General features: G+C 72.7%; 21 protein-coding genes. 17 read left to right on the top strand and 4 right to left on the bottom strand.

Features of this window, described 5'->3' with window-relative positions; genetic code table 11:
• Nucleotides 1-4: 4 nt before the first annotated feature.
• On the bottom strand, nucleotides 5-1033 hold the full coding sequence (locus OG776_RS11975; RefSeq protein WP_329320538.1) for an aldo/keto reductase: 1029 nt from the start codon (nucleotides 1031-1033) through the stop codon (nucleotides 5-7).
• A gap of 143 nt (nucleotides 1034-1176) precedes the next feature.
• On the opposite strand from OG776_RS11975, the gene OG776_RS11970 reads away from it, so the two are divergent.
• Together OG776_RS11970 and OG776_RS11965 are read left to right on the top strand one after the other, a co-directional pair.
• Nucleotides 1177-1848: a response regulator gene (locus OG776_RS11970; RefSeq protein ID WP_148013109.1), complete on the top strand. Its 672-nt coding sequence runs from the start codon at nucleotides 1177-1179 to the stop codon at nucleotides 1846-1848.
• A gap of 44 nt (nucleotides 1849-1892) precedes the next feature.
• The gene (locus tag OG776_RS11965) at nucleotides 1893-3065 is read left to right on the top strand and encodes a cytochrome P450 family protein (protein WP_148013108.1); all 1173 of its coding nucleotides are present in this window, start codon (nucleotides 1893-1895) and stop codon (nucleotides 3063-3065) included.
• Nucleotides 3066-3132: 67 nt separating this feature from the next.
• On the opposite strand, the gene OG776_RS11960 is transcribed toward OG776_RS11965, so the two are convergent.
• The gene (locus OG776_RS11960; protein ID WP_148013107.1) at nucleotides 3133-4143 is read right to left on the bottom strand and encodes a Gfo/Idh/MocA family protein; all 1011 of its coding nucleotides are present in this window, start codon (nucleotides 4141-4143) and stop codon (nucleotides 3133-3135) included.
• A gap of 128 nt (nucleotides 4144-4271) precedes the next feature.
• On the opposite strand from OG776_RS11960, the gene OG776_RS11955 reads away from it, so the two are divergent.
• From OG776_RS11955 to OG776_RS11915, 9 genes are all read left to right on the top strand, one after another.
• Nucleotides 4272-5009, top strand: a complete 738-nt coding sequence (locus OG776_RS11955; protein WP_148013304.1) for a GntR family transcriptional regulator — start codon at nucleotides 4272-4274, stop codon at nucleotides 5007-5009.
• A gap of 365 nt (nucleotides 5010-5374) precedes the next feature.
• Nucleotides 5375-6367 carry a sugar ABC transporter substrate-binding protein gene (locus OG776_RS11950; RefSeq protein ID WP_329320534.1) on the top strand — a complete coding sequence of 331 codons (993 nt, stop codon included), beginning with the start codon at nucleotides 5375-5377 and terminating at the stop codon, nucleotides 6365-6367.
• 140 nt (nucleotides 6368-6507) lie between these two features.
• Nucleotides 6508-7512, top strand: a complete 1005-nt coding sequence (locus OG776_RS11945; RefSeq protein ID WP_148013105.1) for a sugar ABC transporter substrate-binding protein — start codon at nucleotides 6508-6510, stop codon at nucleotides 7510-7512.
• Nucleotides 7509-8573 (top strand): ABC transporter permease, encoded by a 1065-nt coding sequence (locus OG776_RS11940; protein ID WP_148013104.1) that lies wholly within the window; start codon nucleotides 7509-7511, stop codon nucleotides 8571-8573. Before OG776_RS11945 ends, OG776_RS11940 begins: the two co-directional genes overlap by 4 nt.
• Nucleotides 8570-9388: an ATP-binding cassette domain-containing protein gene (locus tag OG776_RS11935; protein ID WP_148013103.1), complete on the top strand. Its 819-nt coding sequence runs from the start codon at nucleotides 8570-8572 to the stop codon at nucleotides 9386-9388. Before OG776_RS11940 ends, OG776_RS11935 begins: the two co-directional genes overlap by 4 nt.
• A 344-nt stretch (nucleotides 9389-9732) precedes the next feature.
• Nucleotides 9733-10878, top strand: coding sequence for an ROK family glucokinase (locus tag OG776_RS11930; protein WP_148013102.1), 1146 nt, complete (start codon nucleotides 9733-9735; stop codon nucleotides 10876-10878).
• Nucleotides 10875-11456: a sugar kinase gene (locus OG776_RS11925; RefSeq protein ID WP_148013101.1), complete on the top strand. Its 582-nt coding sequence runs from the start codon at nucleotides 10875-10877 to the stop codon at nucleotides 11454-11456. Before OG776_RS11930 ends, OG776_RS11925 begins: the two co-directional genes overlap by 4 nt.
• Nucleotides 11457-11553: 97 nt before the next feature.
• On the top strand, nucleotides 11554-14565 hold the full coding sequence (locus OG776_RS11920; RefSeq protein ID WP_148013100.1) for a DEAD/DEAH box helicase: 3012 nt from the start codon (nucleotides 11554-11556) through the stop codon (nucleotides 14563-14565).
• Nucleotides 14562-17195: an SWIM zinc finger family protein gene (locus OG776_RS11915; RefSeq protein WP_329326410.1), complete on the top strand. Its 2634-nt coding sequence runs from the start codon at nucleotides 14562-14564 to the stop codon at nucleotides 17193-17195. Before OG776_RS11920 ends, OG776_RS11915 begins: the two co-directional genes overlap by 4 nt.
• A 6-nt stretch (nucleotides 17196-17201) precedes the next feature.
• Here OG776_RS11915 and OG776_RS11910 read toward each other — a convergent pair whose 3' ends face one another.
• Nucleotides 17202-18095 carry a LysR family transcriptional regulator gene (locus OG776_RS11910; RefSeq protein ID WP_329320525.1) on the bottom strand — a complete coding sequence of 298 codons (894 nt, stop codon included), beginning with the start codon at nucleotides 18093-18095 and terminating at the stop codon, nucleotides 17202-17204.
• Between the two features lie 82 nt (nucleotides 18096-18177).
• On the opposite strand from OG776_RS11910, the gene OG776_RS11905 reads away from it, so the two are divergent.
• From OG776_RS11905 to OG776_RS11880, 6 genes are all read left to right on the top strand, one after another.
• Nucleotides 18178-19383, top strand: a complete 1206-nt coding sequence (locus OG776_RS11905) for a thiolase family protein (RefSeq protein ID WP_148012750.1) — start codon at nucleotides 18178-18180, stop codon at nucleotides 19381-19383.
• Nucleotides 19380-20048 carry a 3-oxoacid CoA-transferase subunit A gene (locus OG776_RS11900; RefSeq protein WP_148012751.1) on the top strand — a complete coding sequence of 223 codons (669 nt, stop codon included), beginning with the start codon at nucleotides 19380-19382 and terminating at the stop codon, nucleotides 20046-20048. Before OG776_RS11905 ends, OG776_RS11900 begins: the two co-directional genes overlap by 4 nt.
• Nucleotides 20045-20719 carry a 3-oxoacid CoA-transferase subunit B gene (locus tag OG776_RS11895; RefSeq protein ID WP_148012752.1) on the top strand — a complete coding sequence of 225 codons (675 nt, stop codon included), beginning with the start codon at nucleotides 20045-20047 and terminating at the stop codon, nucleotides 20717-20719. Before OG776_RS11900 ends, OG776_RS11895 begins: the two co-directional genes overlap by 4 nt.
• 401 nt (nucleotides 20720-21120) lie before the next feature.
• Nucleotides 21121-22914, top strand: a complete 1794-nt coding sequence (locus tag OG776_RS11890; RefSeq protein ID WP_148012753.1) for an FAD-dependent oxidoreductase — start codon at nucleotides 21121-21123, stop codon at nucleotides 22912-22914.
• Nucleotides 22915-22919: 5 nt separating this feature from the next.
• On the top strand, nucleotides 22920-23975 hold the full coding sequence (locus tag OG776_RS11885; RefSeq protein WP_329320521.1) for a maleylacetate reductase: 1056 nt from the start codon (nucleotides 22920-22922) through the stop codon (nucleotides 23973-23975).
• 53 nt (nucleotides 23976-24028) lie between these two features.
• Nucleotides 24029-24886, top strand: coding sequence for an intradiol ring-cleavage dioxygenase (locus OG776_RS11880; protein WP_384953645.1), 858 nt, complete (start codon nucleotides 24029-24031; stop codon nucleotides 24884-24886).
• Nucleotides 24887-25034: 148 nt separating this feature from the next.
• Here OG776_RS11880 and OG776_RS11875 read toward each other — a convergent pair whose 3' ends face one another.
• The gene (locus OG776_RS11875; protein WP_148012756.1) at nucleotides 25035-25976 is read right to left on the bottom strand and encodes a helix-turn-helix domain-containing protein; all 942 of its coding nucleotides are present in this window, start codon (nucleotides 25974-25976) and stop codon (nucleotides 25035-25037) included.
• Nucleotides 25977-26068: the final 92 nt, after the last annotated feature.

The raw sequence follows: 26068 nt of genomic DNA, 5'->3' as shown, positions 1-26068 counted from the left end.
GGGGTCAGTGGGGGCGGGGGATCACTCGGTGGCCTGCGGTTCCGTAGACCCATGGGGATGTCTCGTGGATGAAGTCGGTGGGGAAGCCGGTGCGGAAGCCGGTGGCTTCCTCCAGGTCGGCCATCAGGTCCGCGGGGAGGGTCAGTTCGGCCGCGCCGAGGTTGTCGACGAGCTGGCCGACGTGGCGGGCGCCCACGAGGGGGTGGACGGCGGGGGAGCGGGCCATGGTCCAGGCGATGGCGACCTGCGCTGCGGAGGCGCCGAGTTCGTCGGCCGCCGTCCGGACGGCCTCCGCCACGGTGCGCTCCAACTCCCCGATCGCCTCCGGGGAGAGCCGGGTCGCCGTCCCCGGGACGACACCGCCCGGCCGGGTGTACTTGCCGGACAGGACGCCGTTCTGGAGCGGACTCCACGCCGCGACCGACATGCCGAACGCCTCGGCCATCGGCAGGAGTTCACGCTCGGCGTCCCGGCTCAGCAGGCTGTACGGCACCTGGAGCGCGGCGAACGGCGACCAACCCCGCCACTCGGCCAGCGTGTTGGCCCGTGACACCACCCAGGCGGGGGCGTCCGAGATGCCCACGTACAGGACCTTTCCGGACCGTACGGCGTCGTCGAGCGCGCGCATCGTCTCCTCGACCGGGGTGTTCCGGTCCCAGATGTGCACCCAGTAGATGTCGATGTAGTCGGTTTCCAGCCGCCGCAGGCTCGTCTCCAGGGAGAGCGCGAGGTTCTTGCGGTGGTTCCCGGCGGCGTTCGGGTCGGTGCCGTCACGGGAGACGGTGTACTTGGTGGACAGCACGAACCGGTCGCGCCGCCCCCTCAGCAGCTCGCCCACGATCTCCTCGCTGGCCCCGCCCCGGTAGTTGACGGCGGTGTCGACCACGTTGCCGCCCGCCTCCGCGTAGGCGTCGAGGATCCGCGCGCACTCCTCCTTCGGCGCGCCCACCCCGTCCTGTTCCCCGAACGTCATGGCGCCGAGGAACAGTTGGGAGACACGGAGGCCGGTGCGGCCCAAGAGCCGGTAGCGCAAGGGGGAACTCCTCCGGAAGCGGCTGTCACCTGTCACCCGGGCGGCCGGCACGGGACGCCGGCTCCGGTCAGCCGACCGTAGCCGCCCCGCCCGGACCGCGGGACGGAATCGGCACGCCGGACGGAATCACTACGGTAGGCACCATGAAAGCGATCCGACTGCTCCTGGTCGACGACGATCCCCTGGTGAGGGCCGGCCTGTCCCTCATGATGGGCGGCGCCGACGACATCGAGATCGTCGGCGAGGCCGCCGACGGCAGCGAGGTCGAGGCGCTCGTCGACCGCACCCGCCCGGACGTCGTCCTGATGGACATCCGGATGCCGACCCTCGACGGCCTCGCGGCGACCGAGCGGCTGCGCGGCCGTCGGGACGCCCCGCAGGTCGTGCTCCTCACCACCTTCCACGCCGACGAACAGGTCCTGCGGGCACTGCGCGCAGGCGCCGCCGGATTCGTCCTCAAGGACACCCCGCCCGCCGACATCGTCGACGCGGTACGCCGGGTCGCGGCCGGCGATCCGGTGCTGTCGCCCACCGTCACCCGCCGGCTGATGGAGCGGGCGGCCGGCGACCCCGCCGACACCCGCCGCGCCACGGCCCGTGAGCGGATCGCCGTCCTCAACGACCGCGAACGCGAGGTCGCCGTCACCGTCGGCCGGGGCGCCTCCAACGCGGCGATCGCCGCCGAGCTGTACATGAGCGTCGCCACCGTCAAGACGCACGTCTCCCGCATCCTCGCCAAGCTCGGACTCGACAACCGTGTCCAGATCGCCCTGCTGGCGTACGACGCCGGACTGCTGGAGGAGGACGGGCACTGAGCGGGGACCCCGCGCGTTGTGCAGGACGACGGGAGGGCGGAGCCATGATCGACCTGGGTGAGTACGGCGCACGGTTCATGAAGGACCCCTATCCGGTGTACGCGCGGCTGCGCGAACGGGGTCCCGTCCACTGGGTGCGCATGCCGGCGCCGGGCGCCTACGAATGCTGGCTCGTCGTGGGGTACGAGGAGGCGCGGGCCGCCCTCGCCGACCCGAGACTCTCCAAGGACAGCACCAAGACGGGGCTGACCTCGCTGGAGGACGAGCTGATGGGCCGCCATGTGCTCGTCACCGATCCGCCCGAGCACACCCGGCTGCGCTCCCTCGTCGCGGGCGCCTTCACCATGCGCCGGGTGGCGGCGCTGCGCCGCCGTGTCCAGCAGATCACCGACGAGCTGCTGGACGCGATGCTGCCGGCCGGACGCGCGGACCTCGTGGACTCCTTCGCCTATCCGCTGCCGATCACCGTCATCTGCGAACTGCTCGGGGTGCCCGACATCGACCGGGCCGCGTTCCGCAGGATGTCGAACGAGATCGTGACACCGGCGGACGGCGTCGGCGAGCTGGCCGCCGTGAAGGAACTGGCCGCGTATCTGGACGAGTTGATCGAGGACAAGCGCTGTACGGCTCCGGCGGGCGATCTGCTCGGCGACCTCATCCGCACCAGGGCCGAGGACGGCGACCGGCTCTCCCGCGGAGAGCTGCGCGGGATGGCGTTCATCCTGCTGGTCGCGGGCCACGAGACCACGGTCAACCTGATCACCAACGGGGTGCACACCCTGCTCACCCACCCGGCCCAACTCGCCGCGCTGCGCTCCGACATGACCCTGCTGGACGGGGCGGTGGAGGAGGTGCTGCGCTTCGAGGGACCGGTCGAGACGGCCACGTACCGGTACGCGGCGGAGCCCATGGAGATCGGCGGCCGGGCCATCGCGGTGGGCGATCCGGTGATGATCGGGCTCGACGCCGCCGACCGTGACCCGGCGTACTGCCCCGCCCCGCACACCTTCGACATCCGCCGGGCCCCGCGCGGCCATCTCGCCTTCGGACACGGCGTCCACTACTGCCTCGGCGCGCCCCTGGCCCGGCTGGAGGCGCAGATCGCGCTGGGCTCGCTGCTGGAGCGCTGCCCGGATCTCGCTCTCGACGGACCTCCTGGCGAGCCGCTGCCGGGGATGCTCATGCGTGGTGTGCGCGCTCTGCCGGTGCGGTGGTGAGCGGCCGGTGGCGTCGGTGCGGGCCCGGTCCCGCACCGACGCCACCGGGGGCCCGTCGGGTCCGGGCTCAGTCCTGCCCGGCGGGGATCTCCGCCAGTCGTACCGGGCGCCGCTCCAGCCGCGACAGCTCGCAGGCCTCCGCGATCCGCAGGGCGTGCAGGGCCTCGCGGCCGTCGCACGGGTTGGCGCGTTCGCCTCGGACGACCTCGACGAACGCGGCGAGTTCGGCTTCGTAGGCGGGGCCGAAGCGCTCCAGGAAGCCGGTCCACGGCTTGTCGGCGGGCGGCGGCCCGGCCGGTTCGGTGGAGGCGATCGGCGTACGGTCGTCCAGGCCGACGCCGATCTGGTCCAGGTCGCCCGCCAGTTCCATGCGGACGTCGTAGCCTGCGCCGTTCATCCGGGTCGAGGTCGCCGTGGCGAGGGTGCCGTCGTCGAGGGTGAGGACGGCCGCGGCGGTGTCGATGTCCCGCGCCTCGCGGAACATGGCGGGTCCGGCGTCGGAGCCCATCGCGTACACCTCGACGACCTCGTGCCCCGTCACCCAGCGCAGCATGTCGAAGTCGTGGACCAGGCAGTCCCGGTAGAGACCGCCGGACAGCGGCAGATAGGCGGCCGGCGGCGGCGACTGGTCGGAGGTCATCGCGCGGACGGTGTGCAGCCGGCCGAGCCGCCCCGACCGCACCGCCTCGCGGGCGGCCGTGTACCCCGCGTCGAAGCGGCGCTGGAAGCCCAGTTGCAGGACCGTCCCGGCCGCCTCGACCTCGGCGAGCGCGGCGAGCGTGCCCGGCAGGTCGAGGGCGATGGGCTTCTCGCAGAACACCGGGAGCCCGGAGCGCGCCGCCCGGCCGATCAGTTCCGCGTGGGCGGAGGTGGCCGCGGTGATGACCACGGCGTCCACGCCCCAGGTGAAGATCTCGTCCACGGAGGGTGCCGCGGTGGCCCCGAGACGGTCCGCGAGTTCATGGGCCCGCGCGGGGTCCGCGTCCGTGACGATGAGGGAGCCGACGTCCCGGTGGCGATCAAGAGCGGTCGCGTGAAATGTGCCGATACGACCCGTTCCGATGAGTCCGATGCGCATGGGAACAAACTGAGGGCCCACCAGTCACCGTGTCAATGGTTTGTCCGGACAATCGAACTTCACAACTTCCCGTCAACATCTCCCGGAGCTACGCTCGGCGCGTGCCGAAACCAGATGTGGACCCGACCGTGTCGCTCCAGCTCAGCGTCGACCGCAGCAGTCCGGTCCCGCTGTATTTCCAGCTGTCGCAGCAGCTGGAGGCGGCGATCGAGCACGGAACCCTGACCCCGGGCAGCCTTCTCGGCAACGAGATCGAGCTCGCCGGACGGCTCGGTCTGTCCCGGCCGACCGTGCGCCAGGCCATCCAGTCCCTCGTCGACAAGGGACTGCTGGTGAGGCGCAGAGGCGTCGGCACCCAGGTCGTGCACAGCCAGGTCAAGCGTCCACTGGAGCTCAGCAGTCTGTACGACGACCTGGAGGCGGCCGGTCAGCGCCCGGCGACCCGGGTGCTCGTCAACACCGTCGTGCCGGCGTCCGCAGAGGTCGCGGCCGCGCTCGGGGTGGCGGAGGGCAGTGACGTCCACCGGGTGGAGCGCCTGCGGCTCGCCCACGGGGAGCCGATGGCGTACCTCTGCAACTACCTGCCGCCCGCCCTGCTGGAGCTGGACAGTGCCCGGATGGAGGCCACCGGGCTGTACCGGCTGATGCGCGCCGCGGGCATCACCCTGCACAGTGCCCGGCAGTCCGTCGGCGCCCGTGCGGCCACCGCGGAGGAGGGCGAGCGGCTCGGCGAGCCCGCCGGGGCCCCGCTGCTCACCATGCAGCGCACCACCTTCGACGACACCGGGCGGGCCGTGGAGTTCGGCACCCACACCTACCGCGCGTCCCGCTACTCCTTCGAGTTCCAGCTCCTCGTACGTCCCTGAGTCCTCGTACGTTTGTGAGTCCTCGTGGGCCGGTGGGCCCGCGGTTCGCGTCCGAGTCCCCGCGGGTCCGCGTATGTCCGTGAATGCGCGTATGCCGGTGAAACCGTGTATGACGACGAATCCGCGCATGGCGGAGGAATGTCCGGCGGCCGTGAATTCTCCCGCCGCTGTGAATGTTTGGATCTTCGCCGGGCGGTGAATTCCGCTGGTGATCGGAAAGCTCCTGGTGGGCGCGGGAATCGGCGGGGGCGTGGCCGAATCTCAATCGTAAGAATGTTCTGACAAACCCATTGACTGGTGTGCGGACCCGGAGCTAGAACTCCCCTCAGCCGCAAAGGGGCGGCGGGAGAGAGGGTGGTCCCACCATGCGTACAGCCCGAACAGCAGCAGCGGTGATAGCTGTGATCGCGCTCGCGGCCGGGTGCAGCAGCTCCGGCGGCAAGGACTCGGAGGACAAGGCGAGCGGCAGCGGGAGCGGCGGCAAGGCCGCCGGCACGCCTCGACTGAAGATCGCGATGGTGACGCACTCCGGCGAGGGCGACACCTTCTGGGACATCGTCCAGAGCGGTGCCAAGGCGGCGGCCGGCAAGGACAACGTCGACTTCCTGTACTCGAACGACAAGGAGGCCAACGGTCAGGCCCAGCTCGTCCAGGCCGCGATCGACAAGAAGGTCGACGGCATCGTCGTCACCCTCGCCAAGCCGGAGGCGATGAAGGACGTTCTCGCCAAGGCCGAGGCGGCCGGCATCCCGGTCGTCACGATCAACTCCGGGGCCGAGTTCTCGAAGCAGTTCGGGGCGCTCGCGCACTTCGGCCAGGACGAGTCGGTCGCCGGTGAGGCCATTGGTGACGAACTCAACAAACGCGGTCTCAAGAAGGCCGTCTGCGTCATCCACGAACAGGGCAACGTCTCCCTGGAGCAGCGCTGCGCCGGTGTGAAGAAGACCTTCCGCGGCTCGGTCGAGAACCTCAACGTCGACGGGACCAACGCCCCCGCCAGCCAGTCCTCCATCGAGGCGAAGCTGCAGGCGACCAAGGGCATCGACGCCGTCGTCACGCTGGGCGCGCCGATCGCCGCCGTCGCGGTCAAGGCCAAGGCCGACGCGGGCAGCAAGGCCGAGATCGACACCTTCGACCTGAACGCCGAGGTGGTCAAGCGGCTCAAGGCCAAGGAGGTCGGCTTCGCCGTCGACCAGCAGCCCTACCTGCAGGGCTACGAGGCCATCGACATGCTGTGGCTCTACAAGAACAACGGCGACGTGCTCGGCGGCGGCAAGACGGTCCTCACCGGCCCGGCCATCGTCACCGAGAAGGACGCGCCGCAGCTCGAGAAGTACACCGCGCGCGGGACCCGCTGATGGGATGCATGCTCCCCGTGTTCGATACTTGGGCGTTTGGGGCCGGCGAGAGGCCGGCCCCCGGGGCCTACGGAACGGCCCGCCGGGCCGCTCCGCGGGCCCCGGCGCACCAAGGAGCACAGCAAGAAGGGCACGGCCTCGTGGCACGGACTCGGACCTGGGTAAGCATCGCGCTCGCAGGGGCGCTGGGGGCGTCCCTCGCGGGCTGCAGCAGCACCGGCGGGAAGCGGGCCGAGGACGCCCGCAAGGCGGCGTCCGCCCAGGGCAGGGCCGCGGTGGACACGCCCAGGTGGACCTTCGCGATGGTCACCCATTCGGGCGACGGCGACACGTTCTGGGACATCGTGCAGAGCGGCGCCAAGCAGGCCGCCGTCAAGGACAACATCAACTTCCTGTACTCGCACAACGCCGAGGCGCAGCAGCAGGCGCAGCTGGTCGACGCCGCGGTGGACAAGCGGGTCGACGGCATCATCGTCACGCTGGCCAAGCCGGACGCGATGAAGGCGGCCGTGGCGCGCGCGGAGAAGGCCGGCATCCCCGTGATCACGGTGAACTCCGGCTCCGAGCAGTCCAAGGCGTTCGGCGCGCTCACCCACATCGGCCAGGACGAGACCATCGCCGGCGAGGCGGTCGGCGACGAGCTGAACAAGCGGGGCCGCAAGAAGGCCCTGTGCATCCTGCACGAGCAGGGCAACGTGGGGCACGAGCAGCGCTGCGCGGGCGTGAAGAAGACCTTCCACGGCACCGTGCAGAACCTCTACGTCCAGGGCACCAGCATGCCGGACGTGCAGTCCTCCATCGGTGCCAAGCTGCAGGCGGACAAGTCCATCGACTCGGTCGTCACGCTGGGCGCCCCCTACGCGGACACCGCCGTCAAGGCCAGGAAGGACGCGGGCAGCACGGCGGAGGTCGACACCTTCGACCTGAACGCGAAGGTCGCCGCTGAGCTCAAGGACGGCACGCTCGGCTTCGCCGTCGACCAGCAGCCCTACCTCCAGGGGTACGAGGCCGTCGACCTGCTCTGGCTCTACAAGTACAACGCCGATGTCCTCGGCGGCGGCAAGCCGGTGCTCACCGGACCGCAGATCATCACCAAGGATCAGGCCGCCGCGCTGGAGGAGTACACGAAGCGGGGGACCCGATGACCGCTACCGCACCTGCACCCGCGCCGTCGCCCGGCACCAAGGCCGACGACGAGCGCCTCGTCAAGACCTCACCGCTGCGCAAGCTCATGGGCCGCCCGGAACTGGGCTCCGTGGTCGGCGCCGTCGCGGTCTTCCTCTTCTTCGCGATCTTCGCGGACAGCTTCGTACGGGCCGCCAGCCTCAGCACGGTCCTGTACGCCTCCTCGACCATCGGCATCATGGCGGTACCGGTCGCGCTGCTGATGATCGGCGGCGAGTTCGACCTCTCCGCGGGCGTCATGGTGACCAGCTCCGCGCTGATCTCCTCGATGCTCAGCTACCAGCTGACGGCGAACGTCTGGGTCGGCGTCCTCGTCTCGCTGGTCGTCACGCTCGGGATCGGCGTGTTCAACGGCGTCATGCTGACCCGCACCGACCCGCCCAGCTTCATCATCACGCTCGGCACCTTCCTGATGCTGACCGGTATGAACCTCGGCTTCACCAAGCTGATCAGCGGCACGGTCTCCACCAAGTCGATCGCGGACATGCAGGGCTTCTCCTCCGCCAAGGACGTCTTCGCCTCGACGTTCACGATCGGCGGAGTCGACTTCAAGATCACCATCCTGTGGTGGCTCGCCCTGGTCGTCGTGGCCACCTGGATCCTGCTGCGCACCCGTGTCGGCAACTGGATCTACGCCGTCGGCGGCGGTGAGATGGCCGCCCGCGCGGTCGGCGTCCCGGTCAACAAGACCAAGATCGGCCTCTACATGGGCGTCGCCTTCGGCGCCTGGATCTCGGGCCAGCACCTGCTGTTCTCGTTCGACGTCGTGCAGTCCGGCGAGGGCGTCGGCAACGAGCTGATCTACATCATCGCGGCGGTCATCGGCGGCTGTCTGATCACCGGCGGCTACGGCTCCGCGGTCGGCGCGGCGGTCGGCGCGCTGATCTTCGGCATGGTGAGCAAGGGCATCGTGTTCGCCGAATGGAACCCGGACTGGTTCAAGTTCTTCCTCGGAGTGATGCTGCTCCTCGCGACCCTGCTCAACCACTGGGTCCGCAAGCGCGCGGAGGTGACCAAATGACGACGGACACGGAGAAGACGGAAGCGGCACCCACGGAGGGCACGCCGCTCGTCGAGCTCGACGACGTCAGTAAGTACTACGGCAACATCCGCGCTCTCGAAGGCGTCTCGCTGGTGGTGCACGCGGGGGAGATCTCCTGCGTGCTCGGGGACAACGGCGCCGGCAAGTCCACTCTGATCAAGATCATCGCCGGGCTGCACCAGCACGACGCGGGCACGCTGCGCATCGAGGGCGAGGACACCCGGCTGTCGTCCCCGCGCGAGGCGCTCGACCGCGGGATCGCCACGGTCTACCAGGACCTCGCCGTCGTCCCGCTGATGCCGGTGTGGCGGAACTTCTTCCTCGGCTCCGAGCCGTCGAAGGGCACGGGGCCCTTCAAGCGCATGGACGTGGACTTCATGCGCAGGACCACCCACGCGGAACTGCTGCGCATGGGCATCGACCTGCGCGACGTGGACCAGCCCATCGGCACGCTGTCCGGTGGTGAGCGCCAGTGTGTGGCGATCGCCCGCGCCGTGTACTTCGGTGCGAAGGTCCTCGTCCTGGACGAGCCCACCGCCGCGCTCGGTGTGAAGCAGTCCGGCGTCGTCCTCAAGTACGTCGCCGCCGCGCGGGACGCCGGTCTGGGTGTCGTCCTGATCACCCACAACCCGCACCACGCCTACCTGGTGGGCGACCGCTTCGTCCTCCTCAAGCGCGGTGCGATGTTCGGCAGCCACACCCGCGAGGAGATCACCCTCGACGAGCTCACCCGCCAGATGGCGGGCGGCAGCGAACTCGACGACCTCCGCCACGAACTGGAACGCACGCCGTAGCCCACCCCGGCCGGCCCCGACACCGGGCCGGCCGCGGGCCCGGTCCGCCGTGGCACGGTGCCGAGGACCGGCTGACGTACGGCTCGCGGGCCCGACTCTGTGACGGGGCCGCAGGTCACCCCCTGGGGGCGCGGGGAACTGCGCGCCCGGCCACGGCTGACCCGCACGGTGACACCCCCGGCGGGTCTCGCCTCCACATGGCCCACCGTCCGGGGCCGCGGCACCGGACGCGTCACCCCCCGTAACCCCCCATCACCACAAGTAACCGCACGTCACCCCCACCCCGCTCCCGCCAAACCTCCCCGGCGAAGCGAACCCCGGCGGCGTGAGGCAGAATCGGCGCGATGAGCACCTACCGCGACCTCGCACACCGCGGCTCCGCGCGGGCCACCGTCCTGCGGACCGTCGGGACGCGCGAGCGCCGTTCCCACCTGACGGCGCCCCGCGTCCCCACCGTCGGTATCGACATCGGCGGTACGAAGGTGATGGCGGGCGTCGTGGACGCCGACGGCAACATCCTGGAGAAGCTCCGCGCCGAGACGCCGGACAAGTCCAAGAGCCCCAAGGTGGTCGAGGACACCATCATGGAGCTGGTCCTGGACCTCTCCGACCGGCACGACGTGCACGCGGTCGGCATCGGCGCGGCGGGCTGGGTCGACGCGGAGCGCAACCGCATCCTCTTCGCCCCCCACCTCTCCTGGCGCAACGAACCCCTGCGCGACCGCCTCGCCGGCCGTCTCGCCGTGCCGGTGCTGGTCGACAACGACGCCAACACCGCCGCCTGGGCGGAATGGCGCTTCGGCGCGGGCCGCGGCGAGGACAACCTCGTCATGATCACGCTCGGTACCGGCATCGGCGGCGCGCTCCTGGAGGACGGTCAGGTCAGGCGCGGCAGGTTCGGCGTCGCGGGAGAGTTCGGTCACATGCAGGTGGTTCCCGGCGGCCACCGCTGCGCGTGCGGCAACCGCGGCTGCTGGGAGCAGTACAGCTCCGGCAACGCGCTGGTCCGCGAGGCCCGCGAACTCGCCGCCGCCGACTCCCCGGTCGCGTACGGGATCATCGAGCACGTCAAGGGCAACATCGCCGACATCACCGGCCCGATGATCACCGAGCTGGCCCGTGAGGGCGACGCCATGTGCATCGAGCTGCTCCAGGACATCGGCCAGTGGCTCGGCGTCGGCATCGCCAACCTGGCGGCCGCACTCGACCCGTCCTGCTTCGTCATCGGCGGCGGCGTCAGCGCGGCCGACGACCTTCTCATCGGCCCGGCCCGTGACGCCTTCCGCCGCCACCTCACCGGCCGCGGCTACCGCCCCGAGGCCCGTATCGCCCGCGCCCAGCTCGGCCCCGAGGCCGGCATGGTCGGGGCCGCCGACCTCGCGCGCCTCGTCGCCCGCCGCTTCCGCCGCGCCAAGCGCCGCCGGGTCGAGCGCTACGAGCGGTACGAGCGCTACACCGAGTCCCGTCGTACGACCCAGGGCACGCCGTGACCGCCTCGCTGCCGCGCCAGGCGGCGCCGCCGGACGAGCCGCGACGGCCGCCGGAGGACCCGCGCCGCAAGTTCCGCCGCCGGGCCCTGACCCTGCTGATCATCGTGCTCCTGATCGGTGTCCCGGCCGGCTACCTGGTGATCTCCGCCAACCAGAGCCGCGACAGCGGAAAGCAGAAGGAGGAGAAGTACTCGGCGACGGGCCTCACGGCGGGCTGGCCGTCCAAGGTGCAGCGCCGCCTCTACCAGGTGGAGATCCCCCACCCGGCCGCCAAGGTCGCGTTCTACGAGACGAACAACTGGAAGACCAGCCGCCTCTACGCGCAGTTCCAGCTGACCAACGCGGGTCTGGACACCTTCCTCGCCAGTCTCGGAGCCGACCGGCAGTCGCTGACGAAGGACCACATCACCATCGGCGCCCGCGACCAGAAGATCACCGGGTGGAAGTTCTCGGTCCCGGGCCAGTGGTGGGGCTTCACGCGTAAACAGAAGGACCCGGCGCCCACCCAGGACGTCGTGGTCAACCTGGACAACCCGACGTTCCCCATGGTGTACGTCGTCTCGCGCACGGTCCCGTGACGAGCGGTCCGCGGCCGTCGCCGGGACCCGTTGTCGGACCCCGCCCGTAGAGTCGAGGACAACCGATTCGACCGAGGGGCGGGAGGTGACCGGACGTATGGGCGAGACAGCCCCGAGCACCGGCGTGGCCGTCCCCGTGCGGCTCGCCGCCGTGTTCCTGCCCGCGCCCCTGCCGCGTGACGGACGGATCGCCTTCTGGGACCCGGACGGAGGACCGGTGCCCCTTCCGGACGGCGGACGACCGGCGGCTCCGGACGCCGGAGCGCCGCCCGCGGGACTCCGGGACGCCGAAGCCCTGGACGCGGAACCTCTGGATGCGGAACCCCTGGACGCCGGGGTGCCGGCCTTCCCGGACCCGGGACCACCGGCCTTCCCGGGCGGCGGGCCCTCCGTGTCCCCGGCCGACGGCGCGGGCGGGGCGACCGCCGAACCGACCCGGCTCACCGTGGTACGACCGCACGGCGCGGGCGTCCGCCGGGCCACCGTCCCCGCGCTCACCCTGCCGATCGCCGAGGCCCTGCCGCTGCTCGCCGGAGCCCGCCGCGACCGTGCCGCGCACCCCGCCACGGCCTGCTGGGGCGCGGCCGCCCTGCACGCGCTGCGGCTCGTCGCGCGGGGCCGTCTGCTGCCCGGCCTGACCCCCGAGGGCCTCGACGCGTGGCGCGCGGGCCCGCTGGACCCGGACGACGTCGCGCACCTGCGCGCGGTGGCCGCCGCCCTTCCGTACGAGGGGCACGCCGTCCCCCTCCCGGGCAAGGGCCCCCTGCGGCTGCCCGAACCGGAGGCGCTGATGCGCGCCTTCCTCGACGCGGTCGCCGACACCCTGCCGCGCACCCCCGCCGCGCCCCACACCTCGGGGAAGCCCTTCGCGGCCCGCGCACCGCAGCGGCTGCCGGCGGCCAACGACTGGGCCGCCGAGGTCGCCGCGGGCATGGACGCGGGCGTACGGATCTCGCTCCGCCTCGACCTCTCCGCGTACCAGCTCTTCGACGACGGCGAGGGAGCGCGCCGCGCGGGCGCCGCCGTCGTCCAGGTGCACAGCCTCGCCGACCCCACCCTCGTCGTCGACGCGGCGGCGCTGTGGGCGGGTGAGGCGGACGCGGCCTTCGGTCCCCGTGCCCGGGTCGACGCGGCACTCGCCGTACGCCGCGCCGCCCGCGTCTGGCCACCCCTGGACCGCCTCTCGGAACAGGACGTGCCCGACGTCCTCGCGCTCTTCGAGGAGGAGCTCTCCGACCTGCTCGGCGTCGCGGCGACCCGCCTCGGCGCCGCCGGCGTCGCCGTGCACTGGCCCAGGGACCTCGCCCACGACCTCGGCGCGACCGCCGTGGTGCGCTCCGCGCCCGGGTCGGCCACGGACGGCACGGGTTTCTTCGAGAGCGAGGAACTCCTCCAGTTCCGCTGGCAGCTGGCGCTGGGCGGAGACCCGCTCACCGAGGCCGAGATGGACGCGCTCGCCGAGGCCCACCGCCCGGTCGTGCGGCTGCGTGACCAGTGGGTGCTGGTCGACCCGGCCCTCGTGCGCAAGGCGCGCAAGCGCGAACTGGGCCTGCTGGATCCGGTCGACGCCCTCGCCGTGGCCCTCGCCGGCACCGCGGAGGTCGACGGCGAGACGGTCGAGGCCGTGCCGGTCGGCGCGCTCGCGGCCCTGCGCGACCGCCTCACGGCCGGCGTCACCCCCGTGGAGCCGCCACCGGGCCTCCAGGCCCGCCTGCGGGACTACCAGCTCAGGGGCCTCGCCTGGCTGGACCTCATGACCTCGCTCGGCCTCGGCGGCTGCCTCGCCGACGACATGGGCCTGGGCAAGACCATCACCGTGATCGCCCTGCACCTGCGCCGGGCCCACGCCGAACCGACCCTGGTCGTCTGCCCGGCCTCGCTGCTGGGCAACTGGCAGCGGGAGATCACCCGCTTCGCCCCCGGGGTCCCCGTCCGCCGCTTCCACGGACCCGACCGCACCCTCGACGGCCTCGACGGAGGCTTCGTGCTCACCACCTACGGCACGATGCGCTCGGCCGCCGCCCGGCTCGCCCAGCAGGCCTGGGGCATGGTCGTGGCGGACGAGGCGCAGCACGTCAAGAACCCCTACTCGGCGACGGCGAAGGCCCTGCGCACCATCCCGTCCCCCGCGCGCGTCGCCCTGACCGGCACCCCCGTGGAGAACAACCTCTCCGAACTGTGGGCCCTGCTGGACTGGACGACCCCCGGCCTGCTCGGCCCCCTGAAGTCGTTCCGGGCCCGCCACGCACGCGCCGTGGAGAACGGCGAGGACGAGGAGGCGGTGGCCCGTCTGGCCCGGCTGATCCGCCCGTTCCTGCTGCGCCGCAAGAAGTCCGACCCCGGGATCGTCCCCGAGCTCCCGCCCAAGACGGAGACGGACCACCCGGTGCCGCTGACGCGGGAACAGGCTTCCCTCTACGAGGCGGTGGTCCGTGAGTCGATGCTCGCGATCGAGACCGCCGAGGGCATCGCCCGGCGCGGCCTCGTCCTCAAACTGCTGACCTCCCTCAAGCAGGTGTGCAACCACCCGGCGCTGTTCCTGAAGGAGGACGCGCGGACCGCCGCCCAGGGGCCCGCCACCCGCTCCGGGAAACTGGCCCTGCTCGACGAACTGCTGGACACCCTGCTCGCGGAGGACGGCTCGGCGCTGGTCTTCACCCAGTACGTGGGGATGGCCCGCCTGATCACCGCGCACCTCGCCGCACGCGCCGTCCCGGTGGAGCTGCTGCACGGGGGCACCCCGGTCGCCGAACGCGAACGCATGGTGGACCGCTTCCAGAGCGGTGCCACCCCGGTCCTGGTGCTCTCCCTCAAGGCGGCGGGCACCGGTCTGAACCTCACCCGCGCCGGTCATGTCGTCCACTTCGACCGCTGGTGGAACCCGGCGGTCGAGGAACAGGCCACCGACCGCGCCTACCGCATCGGGCAGACCCAGCCCGTCCAGGTCCACCGCCTCATCACCGAGGGCACGGTGGAGGACCGCATCGCCGAGATGCTCGAAGCGAAGCGGGCGCTGGCCGACGCGATCCTAGGCTCCGGAGAGGCCTCCCTGACCGAGCTGACCGACCGCGAACTGTCGGACCTGGTCTCACTCAGGAGGACCGGGTGAGCGCATCCACGGACGAGGGACGGCCGGAGCCCACCGGCCCGGACGGACGGCCCCGGTCGACGGGGAACCCCGACGCGCCGGGCGCGGCGGACGTACCGGCGCGGCCCGGCGTACCCGCGGGGCCCGGCGCACCGGTGGCCCCGGATGCGCCCGCGGGGGCGGACGTGACGGCGGGCGCGGAGGTTCCGGCGGCTCCGGACGTGTCGCCCGGACCGGGAGAGGCGGGTGCCGACGGCACGTCCCGCCCCGCGACCGACGGCGCGCGTCCCGCCGACGCGGCCCGCCGTGCCCTGCGGGCCGCGCGGGAGCGCGAGGGGAGAGACCTGACGGCCGAGGGGGAGCCGGGCTCGCCGCCCGGGACACCTCCGGTGCTCCCCGTCGCCCCGGTCGCCCCGGTCCCTCCGGGCAGCAGGCCCGGCGACGCGGCCCGTCAGGCGCTGCGTCGCGCCACCGCGCGGGGGAGCGTCCCTGGTGCTGGTGCAGGCCCCGGTGCCGGTGCCGGGGCCGGTGCAAAGCCTGCCGCGGAACGTGCCTCCGGGCCGACACCGTGGTCAGCGACGCCCGAGGAAGCTTCGGCGGCACGCCCATCCACCCCCGCGGACGCCAACGGACCGGCGGACGCGAACGGACCGGCGGACCAGGGTGGTACCGGTACGGCTCAGGGCGCCACCCGCCCGGGTGACGTCGCCCGCAAGGCCCTGCGCGCCGCCCGTGGTGAAGCCCGGCAGGCCCGGACGGACGCCGAGGGCGGAGCGCCCGAGCCACGGCGCCGTTCCGCCGACCGCACACCGCCGACCGGTTCCCCGGCCCGGCGGACCCCGCGCGGCCACGCTCCGGGCACCCGGACCCGGGACGTACGGGATCTCCTCGCCGAAGCCTTCGCGCTGCCCGACGACACCGCTCCCCGGCCCCGGACGACGCGACGGCCCGGCCCCGGCACCGCACCGCCGCCGGGCGAACGTACCGCCGCCCTCCGGGACGACTCCGGCACGGCGGCACGCGACCACCGGCCGGCGCCCTCGGAGGAGCCCCGCACCACCACGGCAGGGTCCGAGCCCGCCGAGGCGGGGGAGACGGCCGGGACACCCATCCAGGGAACGGGGACCGTCCGACGCCCGGGGACCGGCACCGAGACCCCCGCGAGCACCGAAACGCCGACCGGCACCGGCTCCCCTGCCGACGCCCGCACCCCCGCCGACGCCGCCACCCCCGTCGGCACCGAGCCCTCCGCCGGCACCGGCACCCCACACGCGCTCTCCGGGCCGACCCCGGCCCCCGGGGCGACGGAGCCCCCCGAGACGCCGGCGCCCTCCGAGAACGGCTCGGGCGGACCGGGGGAGCGGAGTGCGGCCCGGCTGCCGCGGTCGATGGGGTCGTCGGCGCGCGACGGAGAACTGCGCCGTACGTTCGCCGCGCTCCCGGCACGGAGTCCGGACACGGCGGCGTTCGCGCGGACCTGGTGGGGGAACGCCTGGGTGAGCGCCCTGGAGGAGGGCGCGCTCGACCCGGCGCGGCTGGCGCGGGGCCGGGCCTACGCGGACAAGGGGCGGGTCGACGCCGTCACCGTCACACCGGGCCTGGTGCTGGCGTACGTGCACGGCAGCCGTCCGCGTCCCTACCGCGCCCAGGTCGCCCTGCGGACACTGGACGACAAGGACTGGGACCGCTTCCTGGACGCGGCCGCCGAGCGGCCCGGCCACATCGCGGCGCTGCTCGACAAGGAGATGCCCCGCTCGCTCGCCGACTGCGGGGTCGACCTGCTCCCCGGCCCCGCCGACCTCGTACCGCGCTGCAGTTGCCCCGACCACGGACACCCCTGCAAACACGCGGCGGCGCTCTGTTACGAGACGGCACGTCTGCTGGACGAGGACCCGTTCGTCCTGCTCCTGCTGCGTGGCCGGGGCGAGCGGGAACTGCTCGACGGGCTCTCCCGGCGCAACGCGGCCCGGGCCGCGCGTGCCGCCCAGGAGCGGGAGCCGGCGCCGCTTCCCGGAGTGCGGGCCCGGGACGCCCTGGCCCGCCGGAGCCTGCCTCCCCTCCCGGTACCCCTGCCCGCGCCCGCGCACCCCGAGCAGCCGCCGACCTACCCGGGAGCGCCGGGCGGTCCCGACCCGTTCGCGCTGGACCAGCTGGCCACGGACGCGGCGGCCCGCGCGCACGCGCTGCTGACCGCGGGCCGCGACCCGGTCGCGGACCTGACGCTCTGGCAGGACGCGGTCCGGCTCGCCGCGGCCCGCCCGGGTTCCGGACTCACGGCGGCCACCCGCGCCCTCTACTCCTCGCTCGCCTCGGCCACCGGCCGCACCACGGCCGACCTCGCGCGTGCGGTCGCCGCCTGGCGGCAGGGCGGCATCGAGGGGCTGAGCGTCCTCGAAGAGCCCTGGGACCCGCCCGCGGGACGCTTCGACCGGGCCCGTCCGCTGCTGCTCGCCGCCGACCTCCCCGCGTTCCGTCCCTGGCGCAACCGCCTCACGCACCCCCGCGGCCACGCCCAACTGCGCCTGGGCCACGACGGTCTCTGGTACGCCTACGAGTCGGAACCCGGTCAGAACGACTGGTGGCCGCGCGGCACCCCCGACCTCGACCCGGTCGGCGCCCTCACCGGCCTCGGCACACCGGAGGAGTTCTGACCCCGTTCAGTCGCGCACGCACGCTTCGATGATCGAGGCGACGTGCCGTACGGCCGGCGGGTCGCGCCGCGCGCGGCGGGCCAGGGTGAGATCGATGGTCTCCGTCTCGGCGAGCGGGACGTAGGTCACGCCGTCGAGCCGCAGACTCCGTACCGACTGCGGCACGAGGGCCACGCCGTGCCCCGCGGCCACGAGGACGACGAGGGTCGCGGTCTCGCCGACCTCGACGAGCGACGAGGGCTGGAAACCGGCGCGGGCGCAGGCGGACAGGACCCGGTCGTACATCGCCGACCGCGGCTGCGAGGGGTGGATGACGAAGGGTTCGTCGGCCAGCGCGCCCAGCGCGACCGGACGGTCGGACGCCAGGGGGTGGTGGGACGGCAGCACGGCCATCAGGGGCTCGGTGCGCAGCGGCGTGATGTGCAGCCCCTCGGCCGCGGTCCCGGAGGCGCCGGCCCGCGACACGGCGAGGTCGTAGGCGCCGGTGAGCAGGCCGTCCACGAGCCGCGGGGTGATCAGTTCGCCGCGCAGGTCGAGGGTGAGGTGGGGCAGCTCGGACCGGACCGTGCGGGCGACCCGGGGCAGGACGTCGTAGGTGGCGGTCCCGATGAAGCCGACGGAGACCCGGCCGGCGCGGCCGGTGGCGAGCTCGGCCATGTGGACCCGCGCGCGTTCGGCCTCGGTGACCAGCGTGCGGGCGTAGGGGGTGAGCTGGCGGCCCGCCTCGGTGAGCTCCACGTGCCGGGTCGAGCGGTGGAAGAGGGCGACACCGAGCTCGCGTTCCAGCGCCTTGATCTGCTGGGAAAGGGCCGGCTGGGCCACGTGCAGGCGGGTCGCCGCGCGCCCGAAGTGGCACTCCTCCGCGAGCGTGAGGAAGGAGCGGGCCTGACGCAATTCCATGACATCAGCTTATAAGACAGCTTTATCAATCACTCCCGACTATGTCTTGGACGCCATGAAGCGGGCGACCTACCGTGAAGGCGTGACCGACAGTTACGTGTACGCAGCGGCAAGAACACCTTTCGGACGGTTCTCCGGCGCTCTCGCCGGCGTACGTCCCGACGACCTCGCGGCGCTCGCCGTGAACGGGGTCCTGGCCAAGGTGCCGGAGCTCGATCCGGCCGGCATCGACGACGTGGTCTGGGGGAACGCCAACGGCGCCGGCGAGGACAACCGCAACGTCGGGCGGATGGCCGTGCTCCTGGCCGGACTGCCCACCTCGGTCCCCGCCACGACCGTCAACCGGCTGTGCGGTTCCTCCCTGGACGCGGCGATCATGGCCTCCCGCGCGATCGAGACCGGTGACGCCGACATCGTCCTCACCGGCGGCGTGGAGTCGATGACCCGGGCCCCCTGGGTGCTGCCCAAGCCCCAGCGCGGCTTTCCCGTCGGTGACGTGACGGCCGTGTCGACCGCTCTGGGCTGGCGGCTGGTCAACGAGCGGATGCCGAAGGAGTGGACGGTCTCGCTGGGCGAGGCCAACGAACAGCTGGCCGACCGCTTCGCCGTCCCGCGGCAGCGGCAGGACGAGTTCGCCGTCCGCTCCCACAACCTCGCCGAGGCCGCCTGGGCGGCGGGCTTCTACGACGATCTGGTGGTGCCGGTCGCGACCGACGGGAAGGGCGGCACCCTCGACCGTGACGAGGGCGTCAGGTCCGGGTCCACGATCGACAAAGTCGCCGCGCTCAAGCCTGCCTTCCGCCCCGACGGTGTGATCACGGCGGGCAACTCCTCGCCGCTGAGTGACGGGGCCTCGGCCGTACTGCTCGGTTCCGGGGAGGCCGCGGAGCGGATCGGAGTCGCTCCGCTGGCCCGCGTCGCCGGCCGCGGAGTCTTCGCGGTGGATCCGCAGATGTTCGGCTTCGCGCCGGTGGAGGCCGCGAACCGGGCCCTGAAGAGCGCCGGCATCACCTGGTCGGACGTCTCCGCGGTCGAACTCAACGAGGCGTTCGCCGTGCAGGCGCTGGCCTGTGTGGACGCGTGGGGGATCGACCCGGCGATCGTCAACGCCAAGGGCGGCGCCATCGCGCTCGGTCACCCGCTGGGCGCCTCCGGCGGCAGGCTCCTGGGCACCCTGGCACACCGGCTGAAGGAGTCCGGTGAGCGATGGGGCGTCGCGGGGATCTGCATCGGGGTGGGCCAGGCACTCACCGTCGTCCTGGAGAACGTCACGGGGGCGGGCCGATGAGCGTGCGCGTGTGTGCCCACGCCGACGAGGCGGTCGCCGGGATCGAGGACGGCTCCACGGTGCTCGTCGGCGGTTTCGGGATGGCCGGGATGCCGGTCGAGCTGATCGACGCGCTCATCCGCCAGGGCGCGAAGGAACTGACGGTCGTGTCCAACAACGCGGGCAACGGTGACACGGGACTGGCCGCGCTGCTGGCGAAGGGGCGGGTCCGCAAGGTCGTCTGCTCCTTCCCCCGGCAGTCCGACTCGTACGTCTTCGACGGCCTGTACCGGGCCGGCGAGATCGAGCTGGAAGTGGTGCCGCAGGGCAGTCTCGCCGAGCGGATCAGGGCCGCGGGCGCCGGTATCGGCGCCTTCTTCTGCCCCACCGGAGCCGGGACCCTGCTGGCCGAGGGCAAGGAGACCCGCGTCATCGACGGCCGTACCCACGTCCTGGAGTACCCGATCAAGGGCGATGTCGCGCTGATCGGCGCCCACCGGGCCGATCGCATGGGCAACCTCGTCTACCGCAAGACCGCCCGCAACTTCGGGCCCGTCATGGCCACCGCCGCGACCACCGTGGTCGCGCAGGTCCGCGAGATCGTGGACACCGGGGCGATCGACCCCGAGGCCGTGGTGACGCCGGGCATCTATGTCGACCGCGTGGTGCAGGAGGCTGCCTCGTGACCCCGAACCGACCCACGGCCGAGAGCGGGCGCGGCCCGCTGGGCAAGTCCGGTATCGCCGCCCTGGTGGCCCGCGACATTCCGTACGGCGCGTACGTCAACCTCGGCATCGGGCAGCCGACCCTGGTCGCCGACCACCTGCGGGCCGACTCCGGTGTGGTGCTCCACACGGAGAACGGCATGCTCAACATGGGCCCCGCCGCCCAGGGCGAGGAGATCGACCTCGATCTCACCAACGCCGGCAAGGTCCCGGTCACCGAACCGCCCGGGGCGGCCTACTTCCACCACGCCGACTCGTTCGCCATGATGCGCGGCGGCCATCTGGACATCTGCGTGCTGGGCGCCTTCCAGGTCTCCTCGGCCGGGGACCTCGCCAACTGGCACACCGGCGAACCCGACGCCATCCCGGCCGTGGGCGGAGCCATGGACCTCGCGATCGGCGCCCGGCAGGTCTTCGTCATGATGACGCTGTTCACCAAGAACGGCGTCCCCAAGCTGGTCCCACGGTGCACCTACCCGCTGACCGGGCTGAACTGCGTCGACCGCGTCTACACCGACCTCGCGGTCTTCGACATCACCCCGGCGGGCGTCACGGTGCGCGAGACCTTCGGCGTCACCGTCGACGACCTCGCGGGCCGCCTCGACCTGCCGCTCCTGCCCACTCCGGCCTGACATCCCCTCAACATCGGTGCGACGAAAGGTCTTTGAGACGCCCCGGCCGTCCGCCCGTCCGGCTGCCCACAGTCCCGGAGCCGGGCTCCGGGCGCCGGGAGCGGGGAGCCGGGAACTCCGGAGCCAGGACCCGGAAGTCCCACAGCCCGTGCGCCCACCGGCCGGTCGGTCCACCCGCCCACCGGCCGGTCGGTCCGCCACCGGACCGTCACCCGTCCGCCCACCGGGCCCGTCCCGCCGACACCCCGCCGGCCCCGTCCCACCCCCCCGTCGTCCTTCCCGATTCCGCCACTCCTTGGCGTTCCCGCCGACATCGCCGTGGGCCGTTCCGTGGCCGCCCACCCGGTCCCACACTGACGTCTCCGGCAATGACGCCGGATTCACGAAAGGCCATCACGAACATGCCGGAATTCAACGACGGGACCCCTGAGACCGAACCGCCCTCCGACTCCCTCGTGACCACCGAGGTCGTCGTCGTGGGATCCGGGCCCGCCGGCGCCACCGCCGCACTGCTGCTGTCGACCCTGGGCATCGACACCCTCATGATCACCAAGTACCGGTGGACGGCCAACACGCCCCGCGCGCACATCACCAACCAGCGCGCCATGGAGGTCTTCCGCGACCTCGGTGTCGAGGACCAGGTCCTCGCGGACGCCACCGAGCACGGCCTGGTCGGGGACACCGTGTTCTGCACGAGCATCACCGGCGAGGAGATCGGCCGCATCCACACCTGGGGCACCCGCCCCGACCGTGAGGGCGACTACCGGCTCGCCTCCCCCTGCCTGACCGTGGACATCCCGCAGACCTACCTGGAACCGATCCTCGTACGGAACGCGACGCGGCGCGGCGCCCACACCCGGTTCTCCACCGAGTACCTCTCCCACACCCAGGACGCCGACGGCGTCACCGTCGAGGTCCTCGACCGGCTGACCGGAGCGCGCTACAGCATCCGCGCCAAGTACCTGATCGGCGCCGACGGCGCCCGCTCGAAGGTGGCCGCCGACATCGGCCTGCCGTTCGAGGGCGCGATGGACATCGCCGGGTCGATGAACATCACCTTCAAGGCGGACATCTCCCGGTACGTCTCCCACCGGCCCTCCGTCCTGTACTGGGTCCTGCAGCCGGGTTCGAACGTGGGAGGCATCGGCGCGGGCCTGGTGCGCATGATCCGCCCCTGGAACGAGTGGCTGATCGTGTGGGGCTACGACATCGCCGACGAGCCCCCCGTCGTCGACGAGCCGGCGGCGATCCAGATCGTCCGGAACCTGCTCGGCATGCCGGACCTGGACGTCGAGATCACGGGCACCAGCCTCTGGGGCAACAACGAGATGTACGCGACCCGCCTGCACGACGGCCGGGTGTTCTGCGCCGGCGACGCCGTGCACCGGCACCCGCCGAGCAACGGCCTCGGCTCCAACACCTCGGTCCAGGACGCCTACAACCTCGCCTGGAAACTGGCCGCCGTGCTCAGGGGCCAGGCCGCTCCGGCGCTGCTGGACACCTACACCGACGAACGCGCCCCCGTCGCGGAACGCATCGTGAAGCGGGCCAACCGCTCCAGCCGCGAGTTCGTGGACATGTTCAAGGCCCTCGGTGTCCTCGACGCGCGGACCGAGGCGGAGATGGCCGCCGCGATCGAGGAGCGCAAGGACAACACCCCCGCGGGCGCCGCCAAACGCGCCGCGCTGGTACGGGCCATGGACCTGAAGAACTACGAGTTCAACGCGCACGGCGTCGAACTCGGCCAGTTCTACGCCTCCTCGGCCGTCCTGTCCGACGGGTCCGCCCTGCCCGCTCCCACCCGCGACACGGACCTCTACTACGAGATGTCCACGGTTCCCGGCTCCCATCTGCCGCACGCCTGGGTCGGCGACAGCAGCCGCCGCCTCGCGCTGATGGACCTGGCGCCCTACACCCGGTGGACGCTGCTCACCGGCATCGCCGGCGAGGCGTGGGTCCAGGCCGGTGAGAAGATCGCGCAGGAGCTCGGCGTCCCGCTCGCGACGGTCGTCATCGGTCCGGGCCGCGAGGTCACCGACCTGTACTACGACTGGGCCAAGCTGCGTGAGGTCGAGGAGAGCGGAGTGCTGCTGGTGCGTCCCGACAAGCACATCGCCTGGCGTTCCGCGGCCCTGCCCGAGAACCCCGAGGAGCAGCTGCGACAGGCCCTGCTCTCGATCCTGGGAAGGGACTGAGCACGATGCGTTTCCTCCACGACACCCTGCCGCAACGGGTGCGCTTCGCGTCCGGCGAGGCCGCGGAGAGCCTCGGGGACGAGGTCGCCGCGCTGGGCGCGCGACGCGTGCTGGTGATCGCCGGCGCGGCGGAGCGCGCGCTCGCCGAGCGGGTCACGGGCGGCCTGCCGGTCGTCCACCTCCACGACGAGGTCGTGATGCACGTCCCCGTCGAGGTCGCCGAACGGGCCCGCGCGGCGGCCGCCGCGCACGACGCAGACGTCCTGGTCAGCGTCGGCGGCGGCTCGACCACCGGCCTGGCCAAAGCGGTCGCCCTCACCACCGGACTGCCGATCGTCGCCGTCCCCACCACCTACGCCGGTTCCGAGGCCACCCCGGTCTGGGGGCTGACCGAGGGCTCCGCCAAGACCACCGGCACCGACCCCAGGGTCCTGCCGCGCGCGGTCGTCTACGACGCCGCGCTGACGCTGGGCCTGCCCGCCGACCTGAGCGCCGCCTCCGGCCTGAACGCGGTGGCGCACTGCGTCGACTCCCTGTGGGCCCCCCGGACCGATCCGGTGAACCAGGCCCTCGCAGCCGAGGGCGTCCGGGCGCTGCGCACCGGACTGCCCCTGGTCGTCAAGGAACCCGACGCGCTGCCCGGCCGCGAACAGGCGCTCTACGGTGCCTATCTGTCCGCCCTGGCCTTCGCGTCCGCCGGATCGGGGCTCCACCACAAGATCTGCCATGTGCTGGGCGGCATGTTCAACCTCCCGCACGCCGCCACCCACGCGGTCGTCCTGCCGTACGTCCTCGCCTTCAACGGCGCCGCGGCACCCGAAGCCGAACAGCGCCTCGCCTCGGCCTTCGGTACACCCACCGCCGGGGAGGGGCTCGCCCTGCTGCGCGACCGGCTCGACGCGCCGCGCTCGCTCCAGGGACTCGGCATGCCGTCCGAGGGCATCGCCGCGGCGGCCGAGGCCGTCGTCGCCGCCGCCCCGGCCGGCAACCCGCGGCCGGTCACCCCGCGCGCGGTCACCGAACTGCTCGGCGAGGCCTGGGAAGGAGCCGAACCCCGATGACGACCCACACCCCCGCGACCACCGACGACGTGCCCGACGACCGGCAGCGACGGATGGAGGAGGAGGTCACGGACCGCGTCCTGCGGTCCTTCGCCGACTGCGCCGATCCGCGGACACGAGAGGTGATGCGGTCCCTCGTCCGTCATCTGCACGCGTTCGTCCGGGAGGTCCGTCTCACCGAGAGGGAATGGGACCTCGGCGTCGACTTCCTCACCCGCACCGGCCACATCACCGACGACCGACGCCAGGAATTCATCCTCCTGTCGGACGTCCTCGGGGTCTCGATGCAGACCGTCGCCGTCAACAACGAGGCGTACGGCCGGGCCACCGAAGCCACCGTGTTCGGACCGTTCTTCGTCGAGGACAGCCCCGAGATCGAGCAGGGCGGCGACATGGCCTTCGGTGCCCGCGGCGAACCGTGCTGGGTCGAGGGCACCGTGACCGACACCGCCGGCGAACCCGTTCCCGGCGCGCGCGTCGAGGTGTGGGAGGCCGACGAGGACGGCTTCTACGACACCCAGTACGACGACGAGCGCACCGCCGCGAGGGCCCACCTCTTCACCGACGCGGACGGCGGCTACCGCTTCTGGGGACTGACCCCCACCCCGTACGCCATCCCGCACGACGGCCCGGTCGGGCAGCTCCTGGCGGCCACCGGCCGGTCACCCATGCGCGCCTCGCACCTGCACTTCATGGTCAGCGCCCCCGCGCTGCGGACCCTCGTCACCCACATCTTCGTCCGGGGGGACGAACTCCTCGACAGCGACGCCGTGTTCGGCGTGAAGGACTCCCTCGTCAAGGACTTCCGCCCCCAGGCCCCCGGCAGCCCGACCCCCGACGGGCGCGACCTCGCGGACCGTGCCTGGTCCCGCGTGCGGTTCGACATCGTGCTCGCCCCCGACGGCACCTGACGCCCCCGGACCGCGCCGTCCCGGGTCCCGCCCGGACCACACCGTCCCGGACCCGTCGTCCGGGGACTCACCGTCGCGGTCCCCGCGGGCGGCGCCCTCCACCGCCTTCCACCGCCCGCCGGCGACCCCGCCGGCGGGCGGTCCGCCTTCACCCCTCGACGCGTCCGCTCCGCAGGACGTCGGCGGCGCCCACACCGTGCCGCTCCTTGAACCGGTGCGAGAAGTAGGAGGCCGAGGCGAAACCGCAGGCCGCCCCCGCCTCGGCCACGCTACCGGCCCGCCCCGCGGCGAGCATCGCGCGGGCGCGGTCGAGACGGCGGCCGAGGAGGTACCGCGGAAGGCTCTCGCCGCCCTGGGCGAACACCCGTGACAGATGCCGCTCGCTGATCCCGATCCCCCGGGCGACGTGCGCCGCGCAGAGCCCCTGCTCCGTCAGATGCTCGTCGATGTACGCGCGGGCCGTCGCGAGGTGCACGGCCGCGGTGGTCGGCGGGCGGCCCCCCACCACGCTGCCGAGCAGCTCCAGCACGACGTCCTCGTCCACGGCCTCGGAGGACTCCGGCAGCACCGCCCGGTCGACCATCCGGGCCAGGGTCCTCGCCTGCGCGGCTCCTTCGGCGACGTCGAAGACCAGGGGCTGAGACAGTTCCGGTCCGCCGAGATCCCGCCAGACCGGCCGGGGCACCTTCACCGCGAGCTCCTCCAGCCCCTGCGAGAAGCCCCGTATGAAGGGCCGGTCCGCGTCGCAGACGATCAGCTGTCCCGGGTGCAGCACCCGCACCCCGTCGTCGTGGTAGAAGAAGGCGTCCCCGGCCAGCGCGAAGTAGCACGCGATCGCCTCGGACGGCAGGTGACGGACCACCGACCGGGTCCGTTCCACGACATGCGGACTGCCCGCGACCCGGGCCAGATGGACCTGCGGCAACTGGAGGTTGATCTCCGTCGCCTCCAGCGCGTCGTCGCGCAGCGAGCGGCAGTGCACGCCGATGAGGGCTGCCGCGTTGTGCGCCTCCCACAGGGCGACCCGCCGGCCCTCCGGGAGGCCGACCGTGCTGAACAGAACAGGGCCGGATCCCATCCCGTTGCTCATCCCACCAGGGTAACGGCGTTCCGCGCGGACGCTCCGGGCCGGGGGAGGGCGGCCGCGGCCCGACGTGGAGGACCTGCGAGGGGGCGCGAAGG

The organism is Streptomyces sp. NBC_01689 (assembly GCF_036250675.1).
Lineage (GTDB): Bacteria > Actinomycetota > Actinomycetes > Streptomycetales > Streptomycetaceae > Streptomyces.
This window is presented reverse-complemented; position numbering and strand designations above follow the sequence as displayed.